Raw genomic sequence first — 23,916 nt, 5'->3', positions numbered from 1 at the left:
GGACCTCGTTGATCGGCGGGCAGCCGGCGCCGCACGCGGACGGACCGCGGGCAGGGGCCGGCGAGGACTGCGGGCAGGCGCGCGGACGGACTGCGGGCAGGCAGCGGGCAGGCGCGCGGAGAGGCCGGCCGGTGAGCGCCCGGCCCCCGCCGCCCTCAGCGCAGGAAGGCGCCCGCCACCCCCGCGTCGACCGGGATGTGCAGCCCCGTGGTGTGGCTGAGATCGCCGCCGGTGAGAGCGAACACGGCGTTGGCCACATGCTCGGGCAGCACCTCCCGCTTGAGAAGCGTGCGCTGCGCGTAGAACTCGCCGAGCTTCTCCTCCGCGACCCCGTAGACCGCGGCGCGTTCGGCGCCCCAGCCGCCCGCGAAGATCCCGGAACCACGGACCACCCCGTCGGGGTTGACGCCGTTGACCCGGATGGAGAGCTCGCCCAGCTCGGCGGCGAGCAGCCGCACCTGGTGGGCCTGGTCTGCCTTGGCCGCGGAGTAGGCGATGTTGTTGGGCCCCGCGAACACCGCGTTCTTGGAGGCGATGTAGACGATGTCGCCGCCGAATCCCTGATCGGTCATCACCCGGGCCGCCTCGCGGGAGACCAGGAAGGAGCCACGGGCCATGATGGCGTGCTGGAGGTCCCAGTCCCCGGCCGTGGTCTCCAGCAGCGGCTTGGAGATGGAGATACCGGCGTTGTTGACGACCAGGTCCACTCCGCCGAAGGCGAGGGCGGCCGCGTCGAACGCCGCCCTGATCTGCTCCTCGTCCGTCACATCGGCGGTCACCGCGACCGCCTGGTCGGCGCCGCCCAGTTCCTCGGCGACCGTCCTCGCGCTGTCGCCGTCGAGATCGGCGACGACGACACACGCACCTTCGGCGACCAGCCGGTGCGCGATGGCCCTGCCGATCCCGGAGCCGGCCCCCGTCACCAGCGCGACCCGCGTGGCCAGCGCCTTCGGGGCGGGCATCCGGCGCAGCTTGGCCTCCTCCAGCTCCCAGTACTCGATACGGAACTTCTCGGCCTCCTCGATGGGCGCGTACGAGGAGACCGCCTCGGCGCCGCGCATCACCTGGACGGCGTTGAGATAGAACTCACCGGCGACCCGGGCGGTCTGCTTGTCCTTGCCGAAGGAGAACATGCCGACGCCGGGCACCAGCACGATCGCCGGGTCGGCGCCTCGCATCGCCGGTGAATCGGGGGCCGCGTGCCGCTCGTAGTACGCCAGGTACTCCTCGCGGTAGTCGGCGTGCAGCTCCGCCAGCCGCTCCTTCATCCGCTCCAGCGGTGCGCCGGCCAGCAGATCGAGGACCAGGGGCCGGACCTTGGTGCGCAGGAAGTGGTCGGGACAGGAGGTGCCCAGGGCCGCCAGCCGCGGGTGTCCGGCGCGGGAGAGGAAGTCGAGGACGGGACCGGCGTCGGTGTAGTGGCCGACCTGCCGCCGGTCGGTGGAGGCGAGACCGCGGATCAGCGGGGCGAGCGCCGCGGCCCTGGCCCGCCGCTCGCCCTCGGGCAGCGGCTCGTACCCGGGAAGGACCGGACCGAAGGGCTCCGCCCTGCCCCGCTCGGTCAGGAAGGCCTCTGCGGTACGGATGATGTGCAGGGAATTACGCTCGCACTCCTGCGAGGTGGCGCCCCAGGCGGTGATGCCGTGGCCGCCGAGCACACAGCCGATGGCCCGCGGATTGGCTTCCTTGACCGCGGCGATGTCCAGGCCGAGCTGGAAGCCGGGCCGGCGCCAGGGCACCCAGACCACGGTGTCGCCGAAGCACTCGGCGGTCAGCTTCTCCCCGTCGGCCGCGCAGGCCAGCGCGATACCCGAGTCCGGGTGGAGATGGTCCACATGAGGGGCGTCGACCAGTCCGTGCATGGCGGTGTCGATGGACGGGGCAGCGCCGCCCTTGCCGTGCAGGCAGTAGTCGAACGCGGCGACCATCTCGTCCTCGCGCGCCACCCCCGGATAGACCCCCGTCAGCGCACGCAGCCGGTCGACCCGCAGCGCCGCCAGCCCGCCGGCGGTGAGGGTGCCGAGATCGCCGCCGGACCCCTTGACCCACATCAGTTCGACATCGTCGCCGGTCACGGGGTCCGGAGCGGAGCCCTTCGCGGAGGTGTTGCCGCCGGCGTAGTTGGTGTTGCGCGGATCGGCGCCGAGCCGGTGCGAGCGGTCGAGCAACTGCGCTGCCACCGGATGGACGTGGGGCTGGTCGGTCATCATGTCCCTCTGGGATGTGGTGCCTTGGGCGAGGCGGGCGAGCGGGGGCCGCGAACGGTCGGTGGGCGGTCGGTGGACGGCTCAGGCTCCCCAGCCCGCCGGGGTGCCGCCGACCCGATCGGCGATGATCTTCTTGCCGTAGCCGGAGGCGTGGTACGCGGCCACGGGGTCCGCGTCCGCGCCGAGTTCGGTACGGACCTCCGCCACCAGCGGGCGTACGTCGGTGCTGAACGCGTCCATCAGCACCGCGTTGGCCGCCAGCACATCGCCGCTCCGCTGCGCCGCGTCGAGCGCGTCCGCGTCCACCAGCAGCGCCTTGGCCGTGGCCTCCTGCACATTCATCACCGACCGGATGATCGCGGGGATCTTCTCCTCGATGTTGTGGCACTGGTCGAGCATGAAGGCCGTCTCCGCCGTGAACCCGCCGCCCCTGATCACCTCGTACATGATCCGGAACAGCTGGAAGGGGTCCGCGGCCCCGGCCATCAGGTCGTCGTCCGCGTAGAAGCGGGAGTTGAAGTCGAATCCGCCGAGCTTCTTCTCGCGCAGCAGTACCGCGACGATGAACTCGATGTTGGTGCCGGGCGCGTGGTGTCCGGTGTCGACGACGACCCGCGCCTTCGGCCCCAGCCGCAGACAGTGCGCGTACGCCGTCCCCCAGTCCGGCACATCCGTGGCGTAGAAGGCGGGCTCGAACAGCTTGTACTCCAGCAGCATCCGCTGCCCCTCGCCGAGCCGCTCGTACACCGAGGACAGGGCCTCGGCGAGCCGGCCCTGACGCGCCGAGATGTCGTCCTGCCCCGGGTAGTTGATCCCGTCCGAGAACCACAGCTTCAGATCGCGCGAGCCCGTGGCGTCCATGACGTCCACGCACTCCAGCAGATGTCCCAGCGCCTTGCGGCGCACCGCGGCGTCCGGGTGGGTGACGGACCCCAGCTTGTAGTCGTCGTCCTGGAACACGTTCGAGTTGATCGCCCCGACGCGCAGCCCCAGCTCGCGCGCGTCGGCGGCGAGCGCGCCGTAGTCGTCCACCCGGTCCCACGGGATGTGCAGCGCCACCGTCGGAGCGACGCCCGTGTGCGCGTGCACCCGCGCCGCGTCCGCCAGCTTCTCCCGCGGTGTCCGCGGCACCCCCGGCTGCGCGAACACCTTGAAGCGCGTGCCCGAATTCCCGAACGCCCACGACGGCGTCTCGACGGACTGTGACTTCAGCGCCGCCTTCACAGCGGACACGGCGGATCGACCCGTCATCTCTCAGCGCTCCCGTGGTGCGGACCCGCGGTGCGAGTCAGTGATGCAATCCTTTGTGAATCGTTTCATCGCGGTGAAGCTATGGGAGTCGTGAAGACGTGTCAACCCTCCGTGCAGCACCTGTGGTTGCCGGATCCGCGCCCTGCGGATTCACCGGAAAATGTGGCGCGCGGGCCATTGACGCCGTCGGCAATCGCCGTTTAGCTTCCGAGCAACCTCATTGAAACCTTTCACGGCGGGTGGTGTCACCAGTTCACCGCTGCTGAGGAGCCCTCATGAACCAGCCCGCCACGGGCCCCGCCCCGGACAGCACGGGGCCCGCCCCGGTCCTTGCCCTGAAGGATGTGAGCAAGTCCTTCGGCGCCGTACGGGCGTTGCGTGACGTCTCCCTGCACCTGTTCCCCGGTGAGGCGCACGCCCTCGCCGGGGAGAACGGCGCGGGCAAGTCCACCCTGATCAAGACGCTCGCCGGGGTGCACAGGCCCGACACGGGCGAGGTGCTGCTCGACGGCAGGACCGTCGTCTTCCACGGCCCGGCCGACGCCCGGGACGCGGGCATCGCCGTCATCTACCAGGAGCCGACGCTCTTCCCCGATCTGTCGATCGCCGAGAACATCTTCATGGGACGTCAGCCGAGGCGCTCCCTGGGCCGGATCGACCGGAAGGCCGTACGGGAGACGACCGCCGCGCTCATGAGACGGCTCGGCGTGGAGCTCGACCAGGACCGGCCCGCCCGTGGCCTCTCCATTGCCGACCAGCAGATCGTCGAGATCGCCAAGGCGCTCTCGTTCGACGCGCGCGTCCTCATCATGGACGAGCCCACGGCGGCCCTGACGGGCAGTGAGACCGCCCGGCTGTTCTCCGTCGTACGGACCCTGCGCGCCGAGGGCGCCGCCGTCCTGTTCATCTCCCACCGGCTGGAGGAGATCTTCTCGCTCTGCCAGCGGGTCACCATCCTGCGCGACGGCCGCTGGATCTCCTCGCAGCCGCTGACCGGACTCACCGAGGACGACCTGGTCCGCGGAATGGTCGGCCGCGACCTCGGCGAGCTGTATCCCAAACAGCGGGCAGCCGTGGGAGAGACGGCCCTGTCGGTGCGCCGGCTGACCCGCGAGGGCGTGTTCCGGGACATCTCGTTCGACGTACGGCGGGGCGAGATCGTCGCCCTGGCCGGGCTCGTCGGCGCGGGACGCAGCGAGGTGGCGCAGGCCGTCTTCGGCGTCGACCGGGCCGACGCCGGCGAGGTCGAGGTCAACGGGCGCAAGCTGCCCGCCGGTTCACCGACCGCGGCCATGGACGCCGGACTCGCGCTCGTCCCCGAGGACCGCAGGCAGCGCGGTCTGGTGATGGAGATGTCCATCGAGCGGAACATCGCCCTCACCGGCCTCGACCGGCTCGGCAGGGGCGGCCTGGTGCGCCGGGCCCTGGAGCGCGGCCGGGCCGCAGACTGGGCCGTACGCCTCCAGCTCAAGTACAACCGCCTCGCCGACCCCGTCGGGGTGCTCTCCGGCGGCAATCAGCAGAAGGTCGTCCTCGCCAAGTGGCTGGCCACCGAACCGGCCGTGCTCATCGTGGACGAACCCACCCGCGGCATCGACGTCGGCACCAAGGCGGAGGTGCACCGTCTGCTGTCCTCCCTGGCCGCCGAGGGACTCGCCGTCCTGATGATCTCCTCCGACCTCCCCGAGGTGCTGGGCATGGCCGACCGCGTACTCGTCATGCACGAGGGCCGGCTGACGGCCGAGATCCCCCGCGCCGAGGCCACCGAGGAATCGGTGATGGCGGCCGCCACCGGACGCGGCGAAAGGGCGGCGGCATGACCAGCCTGCTGGACAAGCCCACCACGACCACGAAGGACGAAGGATCGGCCCGCTCGCTCGTCGACGCCGTGTTCCGGGCCAGGGAGATCAGCATCGCCGGAGCGCTGGCGCTGCTCATCCTCGGCACCTGGATCTCCAACCCGCGCTTCCTCGACGACCAGGGCGTCAAGGACCTCCTCCTCAACGCCTCCATCCTGGTCCTGCTCGCCGTTGGCCAGTCCGTGGTCGTCATCACCCGCAACATCGACCTCTCGGTCGGCTCCGTCGTCGGGCTCTCCGCCTTCGCCTGCGGCAAGTTCGTCGCGGGGACCGACCACGGAGTCCTCACCGTCATGCTGCTGGGCATCGCCCTCGGCGTGCTCTGCGGGCTGGTCAGCGGCGCCCTTGTCAGCTTCGGCAGGGTACCGGCGCTCGTGGTGACCCTCGGCATGCTCTACATCATCCAGGGCCTGGACTACTGGTGGGCGCAGGGCGACCAGATCGGCGCCGCCGACGTCCCCGACCCGATCCTCGACCTGGGCAGCGGCAGTCTCCTCGGCATCCCCTATCTCCCGCTCATCGCCGTGGTCCTGCTCGCCGCCACCGCCTACTACCTGCGCGGCTACCGGTCGGGACGTGAGCTCTACGCCATCGGCTCCAACCCCGAGGCCGCCCGGCTCGCGGGCGTGCCGATCCGCCGTCGGATCCTCGGCGCCTACGCCTTCTCCGGCGCCGTGGCCGGGTTCGCCGGCGCGCTGTGGCTCGCCCGCTTCGGCACCGTCGTCGCGGACAACGCCCACGGCTGGGAACTCACCGTCGTCAGCGCGGTGGTCGTCGGCGGCGTCGCCATCACCGGCGGCACCGGCACGGTGTGGGGCGCGGCGCTCGGCGCGCTGCTGCTCACCACCATCGGCAGCGCGCTGGTCGTCCTGAAGGTCGACGCGTTCTGGCAGGGCGCCATCACCGGCGCGCTGCTCCTCGCGGCCATCAGCGTCGACCGGATCGTGACCCTGCGGATGACAGCCGCACTGAGGAAGAGGAGCGCCCGACATGGGAATGGCGCCTGACACACAGACCGCGCCGCGGCCCCAGGACAAGGCGCCGGCGCCCCGCGCGGCGACGGCCGGCGAACTCGTCAGGGCCGTGGGCCTGCGCTGGGACACGGCGGTCGGCGCCCTGCTGGTGGCGGTCTTCGTCGTCGGTCTGGGCAGCACCGACGGCTTCGCGTCCGGCGAGAACCTCGCCTTCGCCTTCAACGACATCGCCGAAGTCGCCCTGATCGCCCTGCCCATGACCCTGCTGGTGGTGGCCGGCCAGGTCGATCTGTCCGTCGCCTCCATGCTGGGCCTCGGCAGCGCCCTGACCGGGGCGCTGTGGGAGGCCGGCTGGGCCTTCGAGATGATCGTGCCCGTGGTGCTGCTGGCCGGCGTCGCCGGCGGGCTCCTCAACGGCTGGCTGGTCACCCGCGTGGGCCTGCCCTCGCTCGCCGTCACCATCGGCACCCTCGCCCTCTACCGGGGCCTCGCCTCGGTCGCCCTCGGCAGCGACGCCGTCACCGACTTCCCCCAGACGTACGCCGACTGGGCCGTGGACACCACCACCATCCCGGGCACGTTCGTCACCTACCCCATCGCCCTGTTCCTCGTGCTGGCCGTGGCCACGGCCGTACTGCTGCACTCCACCGCCTTCGGACGGTCGCTGTTCGCCATCGGCGCGCAGGAGGAGGCCGCCTACTTCGCCGGGATCAGGGTCAAGCGCTTCAAACAGATCCTCTTCGTGGTCACCGGGCTGTTCTCCGCCTTCGCCGGCATCGTCTTCACCCTCCGGTACGGCAGCGCACGCGCCGACAACGGCCTCGGCTTCGAAATGCTCGTCATCGCCTCCGTACTGCTCGGCGGCGTGGACTTCGACGGCGGCAAGGGCACGCTCTTCGGCGCGGTCGCCGGTGTGCTGCTCATCGGAGTCCTCAAGAACCTGCTCACGCTGAACGACGTGCCGAACGAGGTCCAGGTCATCGTGACCGGGCTGCTGCTCGTCGCCTCCGTCCTCACCCCGCGGGTCATCACCACCGTGGCCGAACGCCGCCACGGGCGCGCCGCGAACACGTCCCCGCCGTCCGACGCGTCCTGAGTTCCCCGAGCACCCGCTCCTGAGCACCCGCCCCCGAGCCTCGCGAAAGGTCCACCCCCCATGACGATCCTCAGCCCTGCCCGGCGCCGCGCGGCAGCCACCGCCGCCACCGCCTGCGCCCTCGCCGTCGCACTCACCGCCTGCTCCGGCACCACCAAGGACAGCGCGAAGAAGGACACCTCGAAGGCGGGCACCGCCGCCAAAGCAGACCCGGGCGCGCCCCTCAAGAAGGGCCTCAAGCTCGCCTTCCTGCCCAAGCAGATCAACAATCCGTACGAGAAGATCGTCGACGAGGCCGGCATCGCCGCCGCCAAGGAGTACGGCGGAACCGGCAAGGAGGTCGGCCCCTCCGACGCGAGCGCGTCCTCCCAGGTCTCGTACATCAACACCCTCATCCAGCAGCGCCAGGACGCGATCCTGATCGCGGCCAACGACCCGAACGCGGTGTGCGGCCCGCTCAAGCAAGCCATGAAGAAGGACATCAAGGTCGTCGCGTACGACTCCGACACCGCCAAGGACTGCCGGCAGCTGTTCATCAACCAGGCCAGCTCCGAGGAGATCGGCCGCAGCCTCGTCCAGCACCTGGGCGAACAGATCGGCTACCAGGGCAAGATCGCCATTCTCTCCGCCACCCAGAACGCCACGAACCAGAACACCTGGATCGAGTTCATGAAGGACGAGCTGAAGCAGCCCGCGTACAAGAACATGCAGCTCGTGAAGGTCGCGTACGGGGACGACGCCGACCAGAAGTCCTTCCAGCAGACCCAGGGCCTGCTGCAGGCGTACCCCGACCTCAAGGGCATCATCTCGCCCACCACCGTCGGTATCGCGGCTGCCGCCCGCTACCTCAGTGACTCCTCGTACCAGGGCAAGGTCGTCCTCAACGGCCTGGGCACCCCGAACCAGATGCGCAAGTACGTCAAGGACGGCACCGTCGAGCAGTTCTCCCTGTGGAACCCCGAGGAGCTGGGCTACCTGGGCTCGTACGCGGCCGCGGCCCTGGCCTCCGGCCAGATCACCGGCGCCGAGGGCGAGAAGTTCAAGGCGGGCAAGCTCGGTGAGTACACCGTCGGCAAGGACGGCGAGGTCATCCTCGGCGAGCCGACCGTCTTCGACAAGAAGAACATCGACACCTTCGACTTCTGAGCGGGGCCCCTGCGCAACGCGTCCGCCTCCCGTGGGCGCTGTCGGAGTCCGGCTCCCGTGCCGCCTCACCCCTTACGGAGCCGCCATGACCGCCCGTACCCCCGCTGTCGCCCGCAAGCCCAGGATCGGCCTCGTCGCCGGGGGACTGGGTGCCTACTGGCCCCAGTTCCCCGACCTCCTCCCACAGCTCAGGCGGTCCGCCGCCCGGGTCACCGAGCGCATGCGGGAGTTCGACGCCGAGGTGGTCGACGTCGGCTTCATCTCCGACGCCCAGGAGGGCGCCGAGGCCGCCGAGAGGCTGCGCGCCGCCGACTGCGATCTGATCGTCGGCTTCCTCACCACCTATATGACGGCCACGATGCTCGTGCCCGTCGCGCGGCGCAGCGGCGCCCCCGTGCTGCTGATCAACCTTCAGCCGACCCCGGCGATGGACCACGCGTCCTTCGACACCGGACAGTGGCTGGCGTACTGCGGCGCCTGTCCGCTGCCGGAGATGGCCAACGCCTTCGAACGCGTCGGCGTGCCCTTCCGCTCCGTCTCCGGACATCTGGAGGACGAGCGCGCCTGGGAGCGCATCGGCCGCTGGATCCGCGCCGCCGGGGTCCGCGCGGTGCTGCGCGGTGGCCGGCACGGCCTGATGGGGCATCTCTACCCCGGTATGTACGACGTCTCCACCGACCTCACCATGGTCCCCGGCAACCTCGGCGGCCATGTGGAGGTCCTCGAATTCGACGATCTCCGGGTACGGGTCGACCAGGTCGGGGAGAGCGAACTCACGGCGAAACTCGACGAGACACGCGAGGTCTTCGAACTCGCCGATTCCGTGGTCGAGGACGACCTCCGGTGGGCCGCGCGCGTCGCCGTCGGCCTCGACCGGCTCGTCTCCGACTTCGACCTCGACTCCCTCGCGTACTACCACCGCGGGCTGGACGGCGAGATCCATGAACGGCTCGGCGCGGGCATGATCCTCGGCTCCTCGCTGCTGACCGCCCGGGGGATCCCGGCCTGTGGTGAGTACGAACTCCGTACGTCACTGGCCATGCTCATCGCCGACCGTCTCGGCGCCGGCGGCTCGTTCACCGAACTGCAGGCACTGGACTTCACGGCCGGCGTCGTCGAGATGGGCCACGACGGCCCGGGCCACCTCGCCATCAGCGAACGCAAGCCCCTGCTGCGCGGACTCGGCGTCTACCACGGCAAGCGCGGCTGGGGGGTCTCCGTCGAGTTCGACGTACGGCACGGACCCGTCACCCTCGTCGGACTCGGGCAGAGCCGCGACGGCCGGTACCGTCTGGTCGCCGCCGAGGGCGAGGTCGTGGCAGGACCGCTGCTGAGGATCGGCAACACCACCTCCCGCGTCGACTTCGGCTGCGACCCGGGGGAGTGGACCGACGCCTGGAGCGCCAGCGGTGTCGGCCATCACTGGGCCCTGGCCACCGGCGCGCTGCTCCCGGAGCTGCGCGCCCTGGCCGGCCTCACCGGCCTGGATCTCGTGGAAGTCGCCGTCTGATGCGTCGCCCGGTGGGGATCAAGGACGTGGCGGGCGCGGCCGGTGTCTCGGTGGGCACCGTCTCGAATGTGATCAACCGCCCCGAGTCCGTCACCGAAGAGACCCGCCGGCGCGTCCTGTCCACCATCGAACGGCTCGGCTATGTGCGCAGCGAGTCCGCGCGTCAGCTGCGCGGGGGCCGCAGCCGCATTCTGGCCATGCTCGTCCTCGACATGGCCAACCCCTTCTTCGTGGACGTGGCCTCGGGCGCGGAACGCTCCGCGCGCGCCGCCGGGCTCGGCGTGATGCTGTGCAACAGCGCGGAGAGCCCGGCGGAGGAGGCCACGTACCTCACGATGTTCTCCGAGCAGCAGGTACGGGGCGTGCTCGTCACCCCGGCGGACATGAGCGGCCGCAATCTCGACGCGTTCCGGCGCCACGGCATCCCCTTTGTCTTCGTCGACCGCATCGTGCCCAGCGCGGACGGCTGTTCGGTCTCCGTCGACGATGTGGCGGGCGGCTCCCTGGCCGTGCGCCATCTGCTGCGGCGCGGGTGCCACGACATCGTGTACGTCAGCGGTCCGATGCATCTGGCGCAGTGCCAGGACCGCCGCGCGGGCGCGCTTCTCGCCCTCGCGGAAGCGGGCCTGCCGCCGCAGGCGTTGCGGCAGGTCGAGGCCGCGCGCCTCGATGTCGTCGCGGGCCGGGACGCCGGGGCACGGCTGCTCGGCATGGCGTCCCGGCCGAGCGCGGTGTTCTGCGCCAACGACCTGCTGGCTCTCGGTGTGCTGCAGACCCTCTACCACGCGGGGATACGGGTGCCCGAGGATGTCGCGCTCGTCGGCTACGACGACATCGAGTTCGCCTCCGCCGCCGCCGTACCCCTGACGTCGGTGCGCCAGCCCGCTTTCCAACTCGGCGCGGCCGCGGCCGATCTGCTCATCGAGGAGACCGGGGACGGAGCCGCCGGGCACGAGCACCGGCGGATCGTGCTGCAGCCCGAACTCGTGGTCCGCGCCTCCACGCTCTCGCGTCCGCACCACTGACGGCCGGAAGCACCCCGATTGATACCCGGAAGCACCCCGATGGCCGGTATGCCGTGGTCCGGGTGGACGCTCAACTCCGCCACTTGGTCTAGACCTTGACAGCTGTGCGGGATTCCGGTTTGGTTCCCTCACCCCCCATGTCGGCCAGCGGCTCTCCGCCGGCCGCGCGAAGGAGTGAGTCGTTTGAGACAGCGCGTCCTGGCACTGCTCACGGCGATGGTTTCGGCCCTCGCCCTCGCGATATTCCTGCCCGCCTCTTCCGCCTCCGCAGCCACCTGCGCCACCGGCTGGAACGCGTCCGCGGTCTACACCGGCGGCAACACCGCCTCGTACAACGGTCACAACTGGTCCGCGAAGTGGTGGACGCAAGGGGAGACCCCCGGCGCCACCGATGTCTGGGCCGACCAGGGAAGCTGTGGCGGCTCCACCCCCGGCGACGGCTCGGGCGCCTGTGACTACCCGGCCTGGGCCGCGGGCCGGTCGTATGTCGCCGGCGACATCGTCAAGTACACCGACGGCAAGTTCTACCAGGCCGAACACGACAACCCGGGTTATGACCCGGTCATCAGCACCTGGTACTGGGAGCCGTACACCTGCAGTGGCACGCCGCCGACCGACCCGCCGCCGCAGGGCGGATTCGTGGTCAGCGAGGGCCAGTTCAACCAGATGTTCCCCGGCCGGAACTCCTTCTACTCCTACAGCGGGCTGACCGCCGCCCTGAGCGCCTACCCGGGCTTCGCGAACACCGGCAGCGACACGGTCAAGCGCCAGGAGGCCGCCGCCTTCCTGGCCAACGTCAGCCATGAGACCGGCGGACTGGTCCACATCGTCGAGCAGAACACGGCCAACTACCCGCACTACTGCGACGCGTCGCAGTCGTACGGCTGCCCCGCGGGCCAGGCCGCGTACTACGGGCGCGGACCGATCCAGCTGAGCTGGAACTTCAACTACAAGGCGGCCGGCGACGCCCTGGGCATCGACCTGCTCCGCAACCCCAACCTCGTGCAGAACGACTCGGCCGTGGCCTGGAAGACGGCTCTCTGGTACTGGAACACCCAGACCGGCCCCGGCACGATGACCCCCCACAACGCCATGGTCAACAGCCGTGGCTTCGGGGAGACCATCCGGAGCATCAACGGCAGTATCGAATGCAACGGTGGCAACCCCGGACAGGTGCAGAGCCGGATCAACAGCTACCAGAGCTTCACGCAGATCCTCGGGACCACTCCCGGGTCCAATCTGAGCTGCTGACCGACCGAGGACGACGTGCCGGGTGCCCGTGCCCGGCACGCGCGGCCGGTCCGACGACCTGCGTGCCGTACGGCGCGGGTCGTCGGACCGGTCCGTACGTGGATCAGCCGGCGTGCCGGCCGGCGGACGCCGGGCGTGCCTGTGCGGCCGAGCGGCCCGCGGGCGGTGGCGGTACGGACACGCGGTCGCCGCTCCGGTCCGCCTTTCCCCTGGCGAGCTCGGCGTTGAACTGGGCCCCGGCCAGGAGCGAGAGGTTGGTGACCCAGAGCCAGACGAGGAACACGATGACACCGGCGAGCGAACCGTAGAGCCGGTTGTACGTGCCGGCGTGCGCCGTGTAGAGCGCGAAGCCGGCGGACGTGAGCAGCCAGAGCGCGACCGCCAGGATCCCACCGGGCAGGGAGCGCCGCAGCCGGCGTGTCCCGGGCGGACCCGTACGGAACACGATGAGCACCAGGACCGCGGCAAGCGCCAGCAGCAGCGGCCACTTCAGCCCGCTCCACACCAGTGTCACCGCGCTGCTCATCCCCAGCATCCGGCCCAGCGAGGCCGCTGCCTCGCCGGTCAGTACGAGAGTGAAGGCGCTGGTCACGAGCAGCGCGAGCAGGGCGCAGGCGGTGATCGCGATACGCGGCGCGGTACGCCACGGCGGCCGGTGGTCGACGGCGCCGTTCATGGTGTGCAGGGCCCGGCGGAACACGCCGAGATAGCTGGAGGCCGACCACAGTGCGCCGACGGCGCCGAACGACGCCAGCAGCCAGGCCGCCGAGCGCTGCTCCGCCATCTCCTGCAGTGCGCTGTGCACCAGGACCTGGGACTGCGCCGGGACGAGGGCCGTGACCTGGTTGGCGAGCTTGCCGCTGGCGTCGGGACCGGCGAGGCCGATGGAACACACCGTGACGAGCAGCGCCGGGAAGATCGCCAGGACCGCGTAGTAGGTGAGAGCGGCGGCCCGGTCCGTGGCGTCGTCCCGCCACAGCGCGATCGGCGTACGGCGCAGCGCGCCGGTCAGCCGCGCGCCCCGGCGCGGGCCGGCCTGCCCGCTCCGCCCCTCGGGGTTCCGTCCTTCGGGGTCCGCGCCGCGCTGCGGCGAGCCTGTGGGTCCGGGGTCCTCGGCGGACACGGTGCCTCCTGCGTTCTGTGTGGTCAGCGGTCTGTGCTCCGCCGGCCCGGCCCTACCTTGCCTCATCGCATCGGCGGACCCGACCCGCACCGCCGCGCTACAGACCCTGTACCCCGTCCTGGCGTCCGCAGGGCCCCGGAGCCCCACGAGCCGAAGCCCTAAGAGCCGGAGCCCTGCGCGAGAGAACCCGCGGTCACCTGCGCCTGCGCTCCTGCGGCCACAGATAGTCACGCAGCCTGCCGTGGTCGGCGAGCAGGCCCACGACAAAACCCACCGCGCCGAGCGCGGCCACCAGCAGGAACGCCCCGAACCCGCCGAACCAGCCCGCGAAGCCCAGCGCCATACCGGCGATCAGGCCCACCACAGCTGTGTTCATCACTCACCTCACATCGCCTCATATCGATCGGAGTCATTCGACGCGTCCCTCGCCACCGCTCGACTCGTCGTCGTCCTCCGGTACGTGTACGTCGTCGATGCTGACGTTCACCTCCACGACCTCCAGGCCCGTGGTCCGCTCGACCGCGGCGATGACGTTCTCCCGTACGTCACGGGACGCCTCGGTGATCGGTACGCCGTACTCCACCACCAGATCCAGGTCGATGGCGGTCTGGCGCTCGCCGACCTCGACCTTGACGCCGCGTCCGGCATTGGAGCGCCCGCCGGGCACCCGGTCCCGAACGGCGCCCATGGTGCGGGACAGCCCGCCGCCCATGTCGTACACACCGGGGATGTCCCGCGCCGCCATGCCCGCGATCTTCACGACCACGACATCCGCGATGGAGGTCCTGCCGCGCGTGGCGGCCGGTTCGTCGGCGCCGACGGATCCGGCGCCGAGGGTGGTGGAATGCGCGGCGGCGTCGCGCTGCCCGCTCCCGGCCTTCTTCGCGCCGGTACGCATCTCCTGGGTCGCTGTCATGGCACAGCCTCCTGACTTCTCCGTCCGGTCGCCCTGCTCTCGGGGGACTCTCACCTTCTTGGACCCGGTATCCAGTGATTTATCACGCGGAGTCCGGCACCTTTCTCCGCTCGCGCGCCGGAACGGGCACCGGAGGGTTCATACGTGACGATGGACCGTCCCGGGTGTCCAAGGGGCAGGGACGGCAGACGCAGCAAAGCGTGTCGGGGGTGTCACGGAGGGGGTGTCGAAAGGAGTCGGTGAGTGCCCGGCCACGGGAAACAGCTGTCAGCACCCCCACCGGACCGGGGCTTGAACCCGGACCGGGACCGGCGCGGCCATGACCTGTACCAGGACGTGGACCGGTACCAGGACTGGTCCGACGACGGGCTGCTGGCCGTACGCGCGGGCGAGGGCGACGAGGAAGCGTTCGAGACGCTGGTGCGCCGGCACGGCCCGGTCATGCTCCGGCTGGCGACGCGCCTGCTCGGCAGCCGTACCGAGGCCGAGGACGCGGTGCAGGAAGCCTTTGTGAAGGCCTGGCGCAAACTGCCCGAATTCCGTGGCGAATCCGCCTTCAGGACGTGGATGTACCGGATCGTCACCAACCGGTGCCTCAACCAGCTGCGCGCCCGCCACCCGGCGACCGATCTCGAATCGGTGCCGGAACCGGCCGCGCCCGACCCCGAGTCCTCACCCGCACGCGTGGCCGAGTCCCATGCGGCCGGCCGTGAGCTGGCCGCGGCGATGGGCGGACTCTCCCCCGAACAGCGTGTCTGCTGGGTCCTGCGGGAGCTGCACGGAATGTCGTACGAGAACATCGCGGAGACGGTCGGAATCAGCCTGCAGGCGGTCCGCGGCCGGGTTTTCCGAGCACGCCGCTACCTGACGGAGGCGATGAGCGCATGGCGCTGAACGCGCGGTCCGGCCGCCCCGGGCAGACGCCCGGGGCCGAAGTGACGGCCGACGAGGAACTGCTGCCCTGCGGCCGTGAACTGAGCGCCGTCTGGGAGGCAGGGGACACCGGACGGGCCGCCGACGACCCGCACATGTCCGACTGCCCGCACTGCACCGCCGCGCTGGCCGACCTGGCGGCCCTGGACGAGGCCGTACGCCAGGCGCGCGACGCCGCCGACCCCGATCCGGCCGGACTGACCGATCTGACCGGTCGCATCATGGACATCGTCCGCCTGGAGCTGCGCCCCGGCAGGACCCTGCCGCTCGGCGACCCGGACGAGGACGCGTGGATCGTGGAGGCGGCGGTGGCCCGTACCTTCCGCGCCGTAGCCGAGTCCCTGCCGGGGGTACGGGCGGGCAGCTGCCGGATCGGTCCGCCGGACCCGCCCGGTGGCCGGGACACGGCCATGACTCCGGCGGGGCCGGGAATCCGGGGCCCGGTCCACGTCCGGCTGGACGTCGCCGCCGCGCCCCACCGCTCACTCCCTGAGCTTGCCGAGACGGTCCGCGCCCGCGTGGCCGAGGCGGCGCGGAACGCCATCGGTATCGAGGTGGAATCCATCGATGTGACCGTCGTCGACCTACTCGACGAGGAGTACGCCGAGTACACCGTGTACGACGGGTACGCCGACGACGGCCACGACGGCCAGGACCGGAGGTACCGGTGAGAGGGAACGGAATCCAGGAAGAACTGGCCCTGGCGGCCGCCGACGCCGTCCAGCAGGTCCCGGGGGTGGCCTTCCTGCGGCCGGGACTCGCCGATCTGCTCCGCGCCTCCGCCGGCTCGCGCGCCGGACGCCTCCGTACCGGGTCCGCCACCCCGACCGCCCGCGCCGGCCACGGCAGCCGGCCCCCGGGCGTACACGTCTCACCGACGGCCGGCCCGGCGCGGTGGTACATCGACATCCAGCTGGTCGCGCGGACGGCCTACCGCAGCGTCGAGGTGACCCGGGCCGTCCGGGAGGCGGTCGAGGCCGCGGCCGCCGGCGTCCTGCCGGAACCGGACCACCCGGTACGGATCACGGTGACCGTCACCGGCATCGTCTGAATCGCCCATCAGGGCCTCGACTGTTCGCCTGTCGGAGAACTGTTTGGCCGGCGTCTCGTTGTCCCGGTCGGGGGCAGCGGCCGGTCTCTTGTGTCCTCATCGCACAGCCGGATCCCCTGCCCCGTCCAGCACCGACGAGCGGAGGTCCTTCATGCGAGGCGGAACCCCGGTGGAACCGAGACGCCATTTCCTGCGTGCGGTGTTCACCTTCGGTGTGGTCGCGGGCACCGCGACCACACTGGCCCCCATCCTCGGTGCCCGCCGGGCGGCGCCCGAGGCCGGGGGAGCGGTACCCGGCGCGGACGACAAGCCGGGCGGCGGCGCCGTCGACGAGATGTACCGCGGACGCCATATCCAGGTCGCGGGACCGGACACCGCCGCCGCGTCCCGTGCGGCCACCTCGTCCGCCCCGTCCGCCTCGGCCGTCCCCCCGCTGTCGCCCGCGTCCGCCGTCGACATCCGGATCGACGGCCGCCCCCTACAGGTGATGCGGCGGGCCGACGGCAGCTATCTCAGCGTGGTCAACCACTACGAGTCGTTCCCGACCCCGCTCGAAGTGGCCCGCGCGGCGGTCGACGACCTCGACGGCGCTCAGCTGTCGCTCTCCGGACCGAACCACCACATCTGACCGAGGGAGGAGCTTCACCGGTGTACACCAGAAAGAACCAGCGCGATCTCAGCGGCGCCGAGAGGAAGAGGTTCGTCAGCGCCGTCCTGGAGCTCAAACGCCGGGGCGAGTACGAGGACTTCGTCCGGCTGCACATCCAGTACTACGTCTCCGACGCGAAGGGCGGAGCGCGTGCCGGGCACATGGCCCCGTCGTTCCTGCCCTGGCACCGGCGGTTCCTGCTGGAGTTCGAGGGGGCTCTTCAGCGGGTGGACCCGGGGGTGAGCGTGCCGTACTGGGACTGGACGACCGACAACACGCCCGCCGCCGCGCTGTGGTCCGACGACTTCCTCGGCGGGAACGGCCGCTCGCGCGACCAGCAGGTCACGACGGGGCCTTTCGCCTATCAGACGGGGAACTGGACGATCACGAGCAGTGTCACGGAGGACAGATACCTCGCCCGCAACTTCGGCCGCCCGGCCGCGCCGATCTCGCTGCCCAGCAAGGCCGAGCTGGCCGCGGCGATGAAGCAGAAGGTGTACGACGCGGCTCCGTGGGACTCGACCGTCACCACCGGCTTCCGTAACCGGCTCGAGGGCTGGACGTCCGGCGGACAGGCCCGCTGGCGCAATCACAACCGCGTGCACCGCTGGGTCGGCGGCCACATGCTGGGCGCGGCGTCTCCCAACGACCCGGTCTTCTGGCTCCATCACGCCTTTGTCGACCTGCTCTGGGACCGCTGGCAGCGCAGGCACCCGAAGGCGGCGGGCTATCTGCCGCGGAGAAAGCTGCGCTCCGGTGATCCGCAGCGTGGCCGGGCGATCAGCCTGGAGGAACCGATGCCGCCGTGGAACGTCAAGCCGTCCCAGCTCCTTGATCACCGGGGGCTGTATCGGTACGTCTGACCTGCCGTGCCGGGCGAGCTGCCGGCGCCCCCGGCACATATCGGCTCGGCACGCGCGACGGCCTCCCGCGCGGAAACGCGGGAGGCCGTCACTCAGCGGAATCGCGCGGCCCCCGAGGCCGCGCATCTCACTCCCGCGATCAGCCGCCGTAGCCGCCCTGGTGCGCGCCCTGCTGTCCCCCGGCCTGCTCCTGGACCGAGATGTTGGCGCACTTGCTGCCGAACGCCGGGTTGAGCAGACCGGTCACGTTGACGGTGTTGCCACAGAGGTTGACCGGGGTGCTCACCGGGGACTGGTGCAGGTTGCCGGACAGGACACCGGGCGAGCCGATGGCCGCACCCTCGGCGCCGGCGTCAGCGGCAGCCATACCGGCGCCACCGGCCAGCACGGCGCCCGTGCCGACGAGAACGGCAGCTGCCTTCGCGATACGCAACATCAAGTTTCTCCTTGAACGTTTTGAGCACGGCCGCACGATGTGCGGCCTTCATGCACGTTCAACGCCGTGACTCACGCTCGGTAACGGACAACCTGGCAATGGATCTCGGATCGCCCGGATCTCCACCCGCGGAAAGCCCGCTGACGGTCAGGGCTCATGAGCGCCGCCGTGTTAGCTTTAAATGAGAGGCTGCCTATCGCTTGGCCCGGCCGTGGTCAGGCGGACCCGGGGAGGCCGGACATGACACAGACATGGCTTATCACCGGCAGCTCGCGCGGATTCGGACGTGAGCTGGCCGAGGCCGTACTCGAATCCGGGGACAACGTCGTCGCGACGGCCCGCCGTCCGGAACAGCTCGGCCCCCTGGTGGAGAAATACGGAGAGCGTGTCCGCGCGGCCGCGCTCGATGTCACCGACGCAGCGGCCGCCCACGCCGCCGTGCGACTGGCGCTCGACGCGTTCGGCGGGCTCGACGTCGTCGTCAACAACGCCGGTTACGCCAACTCCGCCCCCATCGAGGAGATGCCGGACGACGACTTCCGCGCCCAGATCGAGACGAATCTGTTCGGCGTCGTGAATGTCACCAGGGCGGCCCTGCCCGTGCTGCGCAAGCAGCGGTCGGGCCGCTTCATCCAGTTCTCGTCGGTCGGCGGACGTGTCGGCGGCACCCCGGGGATGGGCGCCTACCAGACCGCGAAATTCGCGGTCGAGGGCTTCTCGGAGGTCCTCAACAACGAGGTGAAACCGCTCGGGATCAAGGTCACCATCGTGGAGCCCGGCGCGTTCCGCACCGACTGGCAGGGATCGTCCATGCACCGCGCCGAGGTGGGCGAGGACTACGACGGGACCGTCGGTGTGATCAACCGCTTCCGTGACTCCACGGACGGCGCCCAGCCCGGAGACCCGGCCCGCGCGGCCCGCGTCATCACCGAGGTCGCCCGCCTCGACGCACCGCCCCTGCGGCTGCTGCTCGGCTCCGACGCGGTCGAGTTCGCCGAGACGTCGTCCGAGGGCCGGGCCCGGGAAACCCACGCGTGGGCCGAGGTGAGCCGGTCCACGGACTTCCCCGGCGACGAGCAGCGGTGACGTAAGGTCCCCACGAACGAGTGAACGAGCGAGGTTCGAGGGATGGTCACCGACGACAGCGACCGGGTGCGGCAGCCGCGCGAGCGCCCGGCCCTTCGGCGGGACGCCGCCGAGAACCGTACGCGGATGCTCGCGGCGGCGGGCCGGGCCTTCGCCGAACACGGCCTCGCCGCCGGCATGGAGGACATCGCGCGGCTCGCGGGCGTCGGACCCGCGACGCTCTACCGCCGCTTCCCCACCAAGGACCTGCTGGTCTCCGAACTGGTCGCCGCCTTCTACGACAAGCTCGTCGTGCTGGCCGACGAGGCGTCAGAACAGCTGCCCGGCACGGGACTTGAGCTGTTTCTGCGCGCCGTCGGCCAACACATCGCCAATAGCCGCGGATTCCTTCCGCGCACCTGGGGCGAGTTCGCCCGGCCGGAACAGGAGCGGCGGCTGCGCGAGCTGACCACCGGCCTGCTCGTCGAGGCCCAGCAGGCCGGTCTGGTCAATGATCAGCTCACCCTCACCGATGTCGGGATGATCGTCTGGGGGATGCGCGGCGTCATAGAGACGACGGGCTCGATCGCCCCCGACGCCTGGCAGCGCCATCTCGACCTCGTGATGGCGGGGCTGCGCGCCGAACGCGTCGCCTTCTCCCAGCCACCCCTGAACACACGGCAGATGGACCGCGTGGTGACCCGCGGATAGCCGTCCCCGACCGTCATCCCAGCCGCCGCGGCTGGAGCGTCGTGGCGTACGCGCCGCCCCGTGCCAGCAGCTCATGATGGCTGCCCGCCTCGATGACGCGGCCCTGCTCCATCACGATGATGCGGTCCGCGCTCTGGATGGTGGACAGCCGGTGTGCGACCACGAACACCGTCCGGCCCTGGACGAGACGGGACAGCGCGTCCTGGATCAGCCCCTCCGATCTGTTGTCGAGCGCGGAGGTCGCCTCGTCGAGCACCAGAATGCGGGGATCCCTGATCAGCGCCCTGGCGATGGCCAGCCGCTGCCGCTGGCCGCCCGACAGCCGGGCGCCGCGCTGTCCCACCACCGTGTCGAGCCCGTCGGGCAGACGCTCCACGAACTCCATCGCGTTGGCCGCGTGCAGCGCGTCCCGCAGCGCGGTCTCGTCGGCGCCGCCCTCCAGGCCGTACGTGACGTTCTCCCGGATCGTCCCCTCGAAGAGGATCGACTCCTGCGGTACGACGGACAGGAAGCGCCGGTAGGTGCGCAAGTCCAGCGACGCCATGTCCGCGCCGTCGAGCAGAATGCGCCCCTCGGTGGGCCGGATGAAACCGATCAGCAGATTCAGGATCGTGGACTTGCCCGCGCCCGACGCGCCGACCAGGGCCACGGTCTCGCCCGGCCGTACGGACAGATCGAACCCACGCACCGAGTGCTCCGTCGCGTCGGGGTAACGGAAGCCCATCTCCTCGAAGTCGATGCGCCCCTCGATACGGTCGACGGAGGTCTTGCCCTCGTTGCTCTCCAGGTCGGGCGCCTGGAGCACCTCACCGATCGAACGAACCGACTCCAGGCCCTTGGAGATGATCGGGGTGAGATTCATCAGCGTCATCACCGAGGCGGTCAGTGCGGTGAAGAACGTACTGATCATGACGACGTCGCCCGCCGAGATGCCCAGCCAGCCGTAGTACGCGACGATCGCCGAGCCCGACAGACAGCCCACCGCCATGGTGTTGAGCAGAATCCAGGAGAGCGATCCGAACCGGCCGTTGAGCACGTCGAGCCGGAATCCGGCGGTGAGCACCCGCTCCAGCGTGCCGTCGACGCGATGCAGCGCGGTCCGCTCCAGACCGTGGGCGCGGGTGATCGGGATGAGCGTGGTCATCTCGCCGACCCGTGAGGAGAGCCGCTCGATCTCCATCCGGAACTCCTCGTTGTTGGTCCGGATACGGGAGCGCAGCCGGCGTACCAGCAGCGCCGCCAGCGGGACGACGACCAGGAACACCGGCAGCACCACGGGGGTCCGGAAGCCGATCACCGCCAGACCGCCGAGCAGCGTCATGATGGCGCCCAGACCCATGTCGGCGCTCTGCTGGGTCATCTGCTCCACCGCCTCGACGTCCCGTACGACCTTGGTCTGCAGGACGCCCGCACTGACCCGGGCGTGATAGCCGATGGACAGGTACTGCATCCGGCGGCAGAGCGCGGACCGCAGCTCCCGGCCCATGCGGCGGATGCTGGAGCTCATCAGGCGCGCGTACAGCAGCGCCAGCGGGAAATTGAGGATCAGGACGAACACCACGGCCCCGGTGTTGTACCAGAGCTCGGCGACCGGTCTGTGATCCACGACCACATCGATGATGTTGGCCGTGATCAGCGGGAGCAGCCAGACCGGAATGTGCTTCACGGCGAATACCGCGACGGCGAGCGCCAGCCTGCGGCGGTCGGGACGGAAGAGGTAGGCGAGGGTGCGGAGCGGGTGCTCCCCGGAGTAGTGGTGATCCAGCGGACTGGGACGCGGGACGGATTCGGGTTTCTGCATGGAGAGCGAAGTCCTCTTTCGGCAGCGATCACACGCTCGATGTGCAGACACGCAGTCTCCTCCGCGCCGTCCGCCACCGGAAGCGCTTTCCACAGCGCGAGACGGCGGGCTCCGGCGCCGCCGGAAGTTCCTCCGAGGAGTGGACCGGGCCGATCGGTGAGATGGTGGCTGCATGGCTGATCGGGGTGGACCTCCGGCTGCCGTACCGCTGCCGGACGACTGGCCCGCCCATCCGGACCTGAGCCTCGCGCTCAACCGCATGGGCAGCTTCGACTGGGACATCGACAGCGGGCTGTTGTATCTGGACCCGCCCGCTCTGGACGTCCTCGACCTGCGCCCCGAGGAGTACGACGGCGATCCGCTCGCCCTCGCCCACCGGCTGCCGCGATGCGAGGCGGCGCGGCTGAAGACCCTGGTGGCGCGGGCGCTCAAGGACGGCACGACCGCCCTCGGCGCGTACTTCCGCGTCAGCCGCCGGGACGGATCACCGCACTGGACCCACGCCCAGGCACACATCCGGCACGACGGAGCGGGACGGCCCCACCGGATCATCGGCATCGTACGGAGCGCCGAGCTGGAGCTGACGGAGGTCGCCGGCAGGAGCGGGCTGGCCGAGGGGCGGCGCAGGCTGACCGGCGTGGTGCAGCGGACCACCGCCCTGCTGGCCCACGCCGAGTCCGTCGAGGACGTCACCAATGTCCTGAAGGACGAGCAGGCGCTCGGGCATCTCGGAGCGGTGAGCGTGATGCTGGGCGTGGTCGAGGGCGGGCGGATCCGGCTGGTCACCGAGGGACGCTCCGCGGCGTACGTACCCGAGCTGCGCTACACGAGGATCGACGCGCAGTTCCCGATGAGCGAGGCGATACGCACCCAGCGGCCCCGCTTCATCACCTCGCGGGAGGAGTTCCGATCCGCCTACCCGCTGCTCTGGCCCCATGTCGAACCGCTGTCCGTCGCCTCCGGCGCCTATCTGCCACTGATCGTCCAGTCCCGGCCGATCGGCGTACTCGGTCTGCTCTATCCACGGCACGGCGACTTCTCCGGCGAGGAGCGCGATCTGCTGGTCACGCTCGGCACCAGCATCGCGCAGAGCCTGCAACGGGCCATGCTCTACGAGCAGGAGCACGATCTCGCCGAGGGACTCCAGCAGGCGATGCTCCCGCGGCACATCCCCGACATCCCCGGCGCGCGGACCGCCGTCCGCTACCGCTCGGCGCGTTTCGGCCGGAGCGTCGGCGGCGACTGGTACGACGTGCTCCCGCTGCCCGGCGGCCGGGTCGGACTGACGATCGGTGATGTCCAGGGCCATGACACCGACGCGGCCGTGGTCATGGGGCAGTTGCGCATGGCGCTCTGGGCGTACACGGCCGAGGAGCACCCGCCCGCGACCGCGCTGGCCCGCGCCTCGGTCCTGCTGCACGAGCTGGACACCGACCGCTTCGCGACCTGTACGTACGTGGAGGCGGACCTGACGACCGGGGAGCTGCGGATCGTACGCGCCGGGCATCTCGACCCGCTGCTACGCCATACCGACGGGACCTGCGACTGGCTCCCGGTGGCCGGCGGGCTGCCGCTCGGACTCTCCGCGGAGTTCGCGGGCCCCGGCGGGATCAGCTATCCGGTGACCACCGCGACGCTCGGTCCCGGCGAGACCCTGCTGCTGTGCACCGACGGACTGGTGGAGCAGCCCGGTACTGATCTGGGCGACCGGCTCCAGGTGCTCAAGGAGGCCGTACGGTCGGGCCCGGCAGGACTGGGAGAACTCGCGGACCGGCTCTTCGACGTGCTGGGGGAGCAGGTCGGCGAGGACGACATGGCCCTGCTGCTCCTGGGCCGGGACTGACCCCAGCCACGCGTGCTCCTGGGCCGGGACTGACCCACGCGTGCTCCTGGGCCGGGACTGACCCGCGCGCCGACACGGCGGCCGGTGCCCGGGCACGGTTGGCACACCGGGGGCTCCGACCGTGTCACCGCGTGTTCTCCCCGGCGTTTCCCCCGCCCCCTGGTTCATTGGTGTGTGCACGGCGATGCTGACGGCTCACCATGCGT

22 protein-coding genes are annotated in these 23,916 nt (G+C 70.7%); 15 read left to right on the top strand and 7 right to left on the bottom strand.

Annotated elements, in window-relative coordinates:
* Positions 1–155: 155 nt before the first annotated feature.
* Both ACZ6MZ_RS17685 and rhaI read right to left on the bottom strand, forming a co-directional pair.
* Positions 156–2,207, bottom strand: a complete 2,052-nt coding sequence (locus tag ACZ6MZ_RS17685; protein WP_469352782.1) for a bifunctional aldolase/short-chain dehydrogenase — start codon at positions 2,205–2,207, stop codon at positions 156–158.
* An 81-nt stretch (positions 2,208–2,288) separates the two neighbouring features.
* On the bottom strand, positions 2,289–3,458 hold the full coding sequence (rhaI, locus tag ACZ6MZ_RS17680) for an L-rhamnose isomerase (RefSeq protein WP_469352780.1): 1,170 nt from the start codon (positions 3,456–3,458) through the stop codon (positions 2,289–2,291).
* A 275-nt stretch (positions 3,459–3,733) separates the two neighbouring features.
* Here rhaI and ACZ6MZ_RS17675 point away from each other — a divergent pair, with 275 nt between their 5' ends.
* From ACZ6MZ_RS17675 to ACZ6MZ_RS17645, 7 genes are all read left to right on the top strand, one after another.
* A complete protein-coding gene (locus tag ACZ6MZ_RS17675) occupies positions 3,734–5,278 on the top strand; it encodes a sugar ABC transporter ATP-binding protein (RefSeq protein ID WP_469352778.1) in 1,545 nt (514 codons plus the stop codon).
* On the top strand, positions 5,275–6,324 hold the full coding sequence (locus tag ACZ6MZ_RS17670; RefSeq protein ID WP_389672705.1) for an ABC transporter permease: 1,050 nt from the start codon (positions 5,275–5,277) through the stop codon (positions 6,322–6,324). Before ACZ6MZ_RS17675 ends, ACZ6MZ_RS17670 begins: the two co-directional genes overlap by 4 nt.
* Positions 6,308–7,387, top strand: a complete 1,080-nt coding sequence (locus tag ACZ6MZ_RS17665) for an ABC transporter permease (protein ID WP_469352776.1) — start codon at positions 6,308–6,310, stop codon at positions 7,385–7,387. Before ACZ6MZ_RS17670 ends, ACZ6MZ_RS17665 begins: the two co-directional genes overlap by 17 nt.
* A gap of 60 nt (positions 7,388–7,447) precedes the next feature.
* Positions 7,448–8,533 (top strand): rhamnose ABC transporter substrate-binding protein, encoded by a 1,086-nt coding sequence (gene rhaS, locus ACZ6MZ_RS17660; RefSeq protein ID WP_469352774.1) that lies wholly within the window; start codon positions 7,448–7,450, stop codon positions 8,531–8,533.
* A gap of 85 nt (positions 8,534–8,618) precedes the next feature.
* Positions 8,619–10,043, top strand: coding sequence for an arabinose isomerase (locus ACZ6MZ_RS17655; protein WP_389786297.1), 1,425 nt, complete (start codon positions 8,619–8,621; stop codon positions 10,041–10,043).
* The gene (locus tag ACZ6MZ_RS17650) at positions 10,043–11,068 is read left to right on the top strand and encodes a LacI family DNA-binding transcriptional regulator (protein ID WP_389786294.1); all 1,026 of its coding nucleotides are present in this window, start codon (positions 10,043–10,045) and stop codon (positions 11,066–11,068) included. The genes ACZ6MZ_RS17655 and ACZ6MZ_RS17650 overlap by 1 nt, the downstream gene beginning before the upstream one ends.
* Before the next feature lie 183 nt (positions 11,069–11,251).
* The gene (locus ACZ6MZ_RS17645) at positions 11,252–12,319 is read left to right on the top strand and encodes a glycoside hydrolase family 19 protein (RefSeq protein ID WP_469352771.1); all 1,068 of its coding nucleotides are present in this window, start codon (positions 11,252–11,254) and stop codon (positions 12,317–12,319) included.
* 103 nt (positions 12,320–12,422) lie between these two features.
* Here ACZ6MZ_RS17645 and ACZ6MZ_RS17640 read toward each other — a convergent pair whose 3' ends face one another.
* The 3 genes from ACZ6MZ_RS17640 to ACZ6MZ_RS17630 all read right to left on the bottom strand — a co-directional run bounded on the left by ACZ6MZ_RS17640 (position 12,423) and on the right by ACZ6MZ_RS17630 (position 14,358).
* Complete coding sequence (locus ACZ6MZ_RS17640) at positions 12,423–13,442, bottom strand: YihY/virulence factor BrkB family protein (RefSeq protein ID WP_389793186.1); 1,020 nt, start codon at positions 13,440–13,442, stop codon at positions 12,423–12,425.
* A gap of 193 nt (positions 13,443–13,635) precedes the next feature.
* Positions 13,636–13,818: a hypothetical protein gene (locus tag ACZ6MZ_RS17635; RefSeq protein WP_389793188.1), complete on the bottom strand. Its 183-nt coding sequence runs from the start codon at positions 13,816–13,818 to the stop codon at positions 13,636–13,638.
* A 33-nt stretch (positions 13,819–13,851) separates the two neighbouring features.
* Positions 13,852–14,358 (bottom strand): Asp23/Gls24 family envelope stress response protein, encoded by a 507-nt coding sequence (locus ACZ6MZ_RS17630; RefSeq protein WP_384181847.1) that lies wholly within the window; start codon positions 14,356–14,358, stop codon positions 13,852–13,854.
* Positions 14,359–14,694: 336 nt separating this feature from the next.
* Between ACZ6MZ_RS17630 and ACZ6MZ_RS17625 the strand changes: the two genes are divergently transcribed.
* The 5 genes from ACZ6MZ_RS17625 to ACZ6MZ_RS17605 all read left to right on the top strand — a co-directional run bounded on the left by ACZ6MZ_RS17625 (position 14,695) and on the right by ACZ6MZ_RS17605 (position 17,854).
* A complete protein-coding gene (locus ACZ6MZ_RS17625) occupies positions 14,695–15,252 on the top strand; it encodes an RNA polymerase sigma factor (protein WP_469352937.1) in 558 nt (185 codons plus the stop codon).
* Positions 15,243–15,962, top strand: coding sequence for an Asp23/Gls24 family envelope stress response protein (locus ACZ6MZ_RS17620; RefSeq protein WP_469352768.1), 720 nt, complete (start codon positions 15,243–15,245; stop codon positions 15,960–15,962). Before ACZ6MZ_RS17625 ends, ACZ6MZ_RS17620 begins: the two co-directional genes overlap by 10 nt.
* Positions 15,959–16,342 carry an Asp23/Gls24 family envelope stress response protein gene (locus tag ACZ6MZ_RS17615; RefSeq protein ID WP_469352766.1) on the top strand — a complete coding sequence of 128 codons (384 nt, stop codon included), beginning with the start codon at positions 15,959–15,961 and terminating at the stop codon, positions 16,340–16,342. The genes ACZ6MZ_RS17620 and ACZ6MZ_RS17615 overlap by 4 nt, the downstream gene beginning before the upstream one ends.
* A 169-nt stretch (positions 16,343–16,511) precedes the next feature.
* Positions 16,512–16,970, top strand: a complete 459-nt coding sequence (locus ACZ6MZ_RS17610) for a tyrosinase family oxidase copper chaperone (RefSeq protein ID WP_469352765.1) — start codon at positions 16,512–16,514, stop codon at positions 16,968–16,970.
* Positions 16,971–16,990: 20 nt separating this feature from the next.
* A complete protein-coding gene (locus ACZ6MZ_RS17605) occupies positions 16,991–17,854 on the top strand; it encodes a tyrosinase family protein (protein ID WP_389793196.1) in 864 nt (287 codons plus the stop codon).
* Between the two features lie 139 nt (positions 17,855–17,993).
* Here ACZ6MZ_RS17605 and ACZ6MZ_RS17600 read toward each other — a convergent pair whose 3' ends face one another.
* Positions 17,994–18,290 (bottom strand): chaplin, encoded by a 297-nt coding sequence (locus tag ACZ6MZ_RS17600; protein WP_469352763.1) that lies wholly within the window; start codon positions 18,288–18,290, stop codon positions 17,994–17,996.
* A gap of 240 nt (positions 18,291–18,530) precedes the next feature.
* Between ACZ6MZ_RS17600 and ACZ6MZ_RS17595 the strand changes: the two genes are divergently transcribed.
* Together ACZ6MZ_RS17595 and ACZ6MZ_RS17590 are read left to right on the top strand one after the other, a co-directional pair.
* On the top strand, positions 18,531–19,376 hold the full coding sequence (locus ACZ6MZ_RS17595; protein WP_469352762.1) for an oxidoreductase: 846 nt from the start codon (positions 18,531–18,533) through the stop codon (positions 19,374–19,376).
* Positions 19,377–19,418: 42 nt separating this feature from the next.
* Positions 19,419–20,066 carry a TetR/AcrR family transcriptional regulator gene (locus ACZ6MZ_RS17590; RefSeq protein ID WP_469352760.1) on the top strand — a complete coding sequence of 216 codons (648 nt, stop codon included), beginning with the start codon at positions 19,419–19,421 and terminating at the stop codon, positions 20,064–20,066.
* 13 nt (positions 20,067–20,079) lie between these two features.
* On the opposite strand, the gene ACZ6MZ_RS17585 is transcribed toward ACZ6MZ_RS17590, so the two are convergent.
* A complete protein-coding gene (locus ACZ6MZ_RS17585) occupies positions 20,080–21,867 on the bottom strand; it encodes an ABC transporter ATP-binding protein (RefSeq protein WP_469352758.1) in 1,788 nt (595 codons plus the stop codon).
* A gap of 172 nt (positions 21,868–22,039) precedes the next feature.
* On the opposite strand from ACZ6MZ_RS17585, the gene ACZ6MZ_RS17580 reads away from it, so the two are divergent.
* A complete protein-coding gene (locus ACZ6MZ_RS17580) occupies positions 22,040–23,710 on the top strand; it encodes a SpoIIE family protein phosphatase (protein ID WP_389791934.1) in 1,671 nt (556 codons plus the stop codon).
* The last annotated feature ends 206 nt before the right edge of the window (positions 23,711–23,916 follow it).

This window comes from Streptomyces sp. NPDC042201, assembly GCF_055582185.1.
This window is presented reverse-complemented; position numbering and strand designations above follow the sequence as displayed.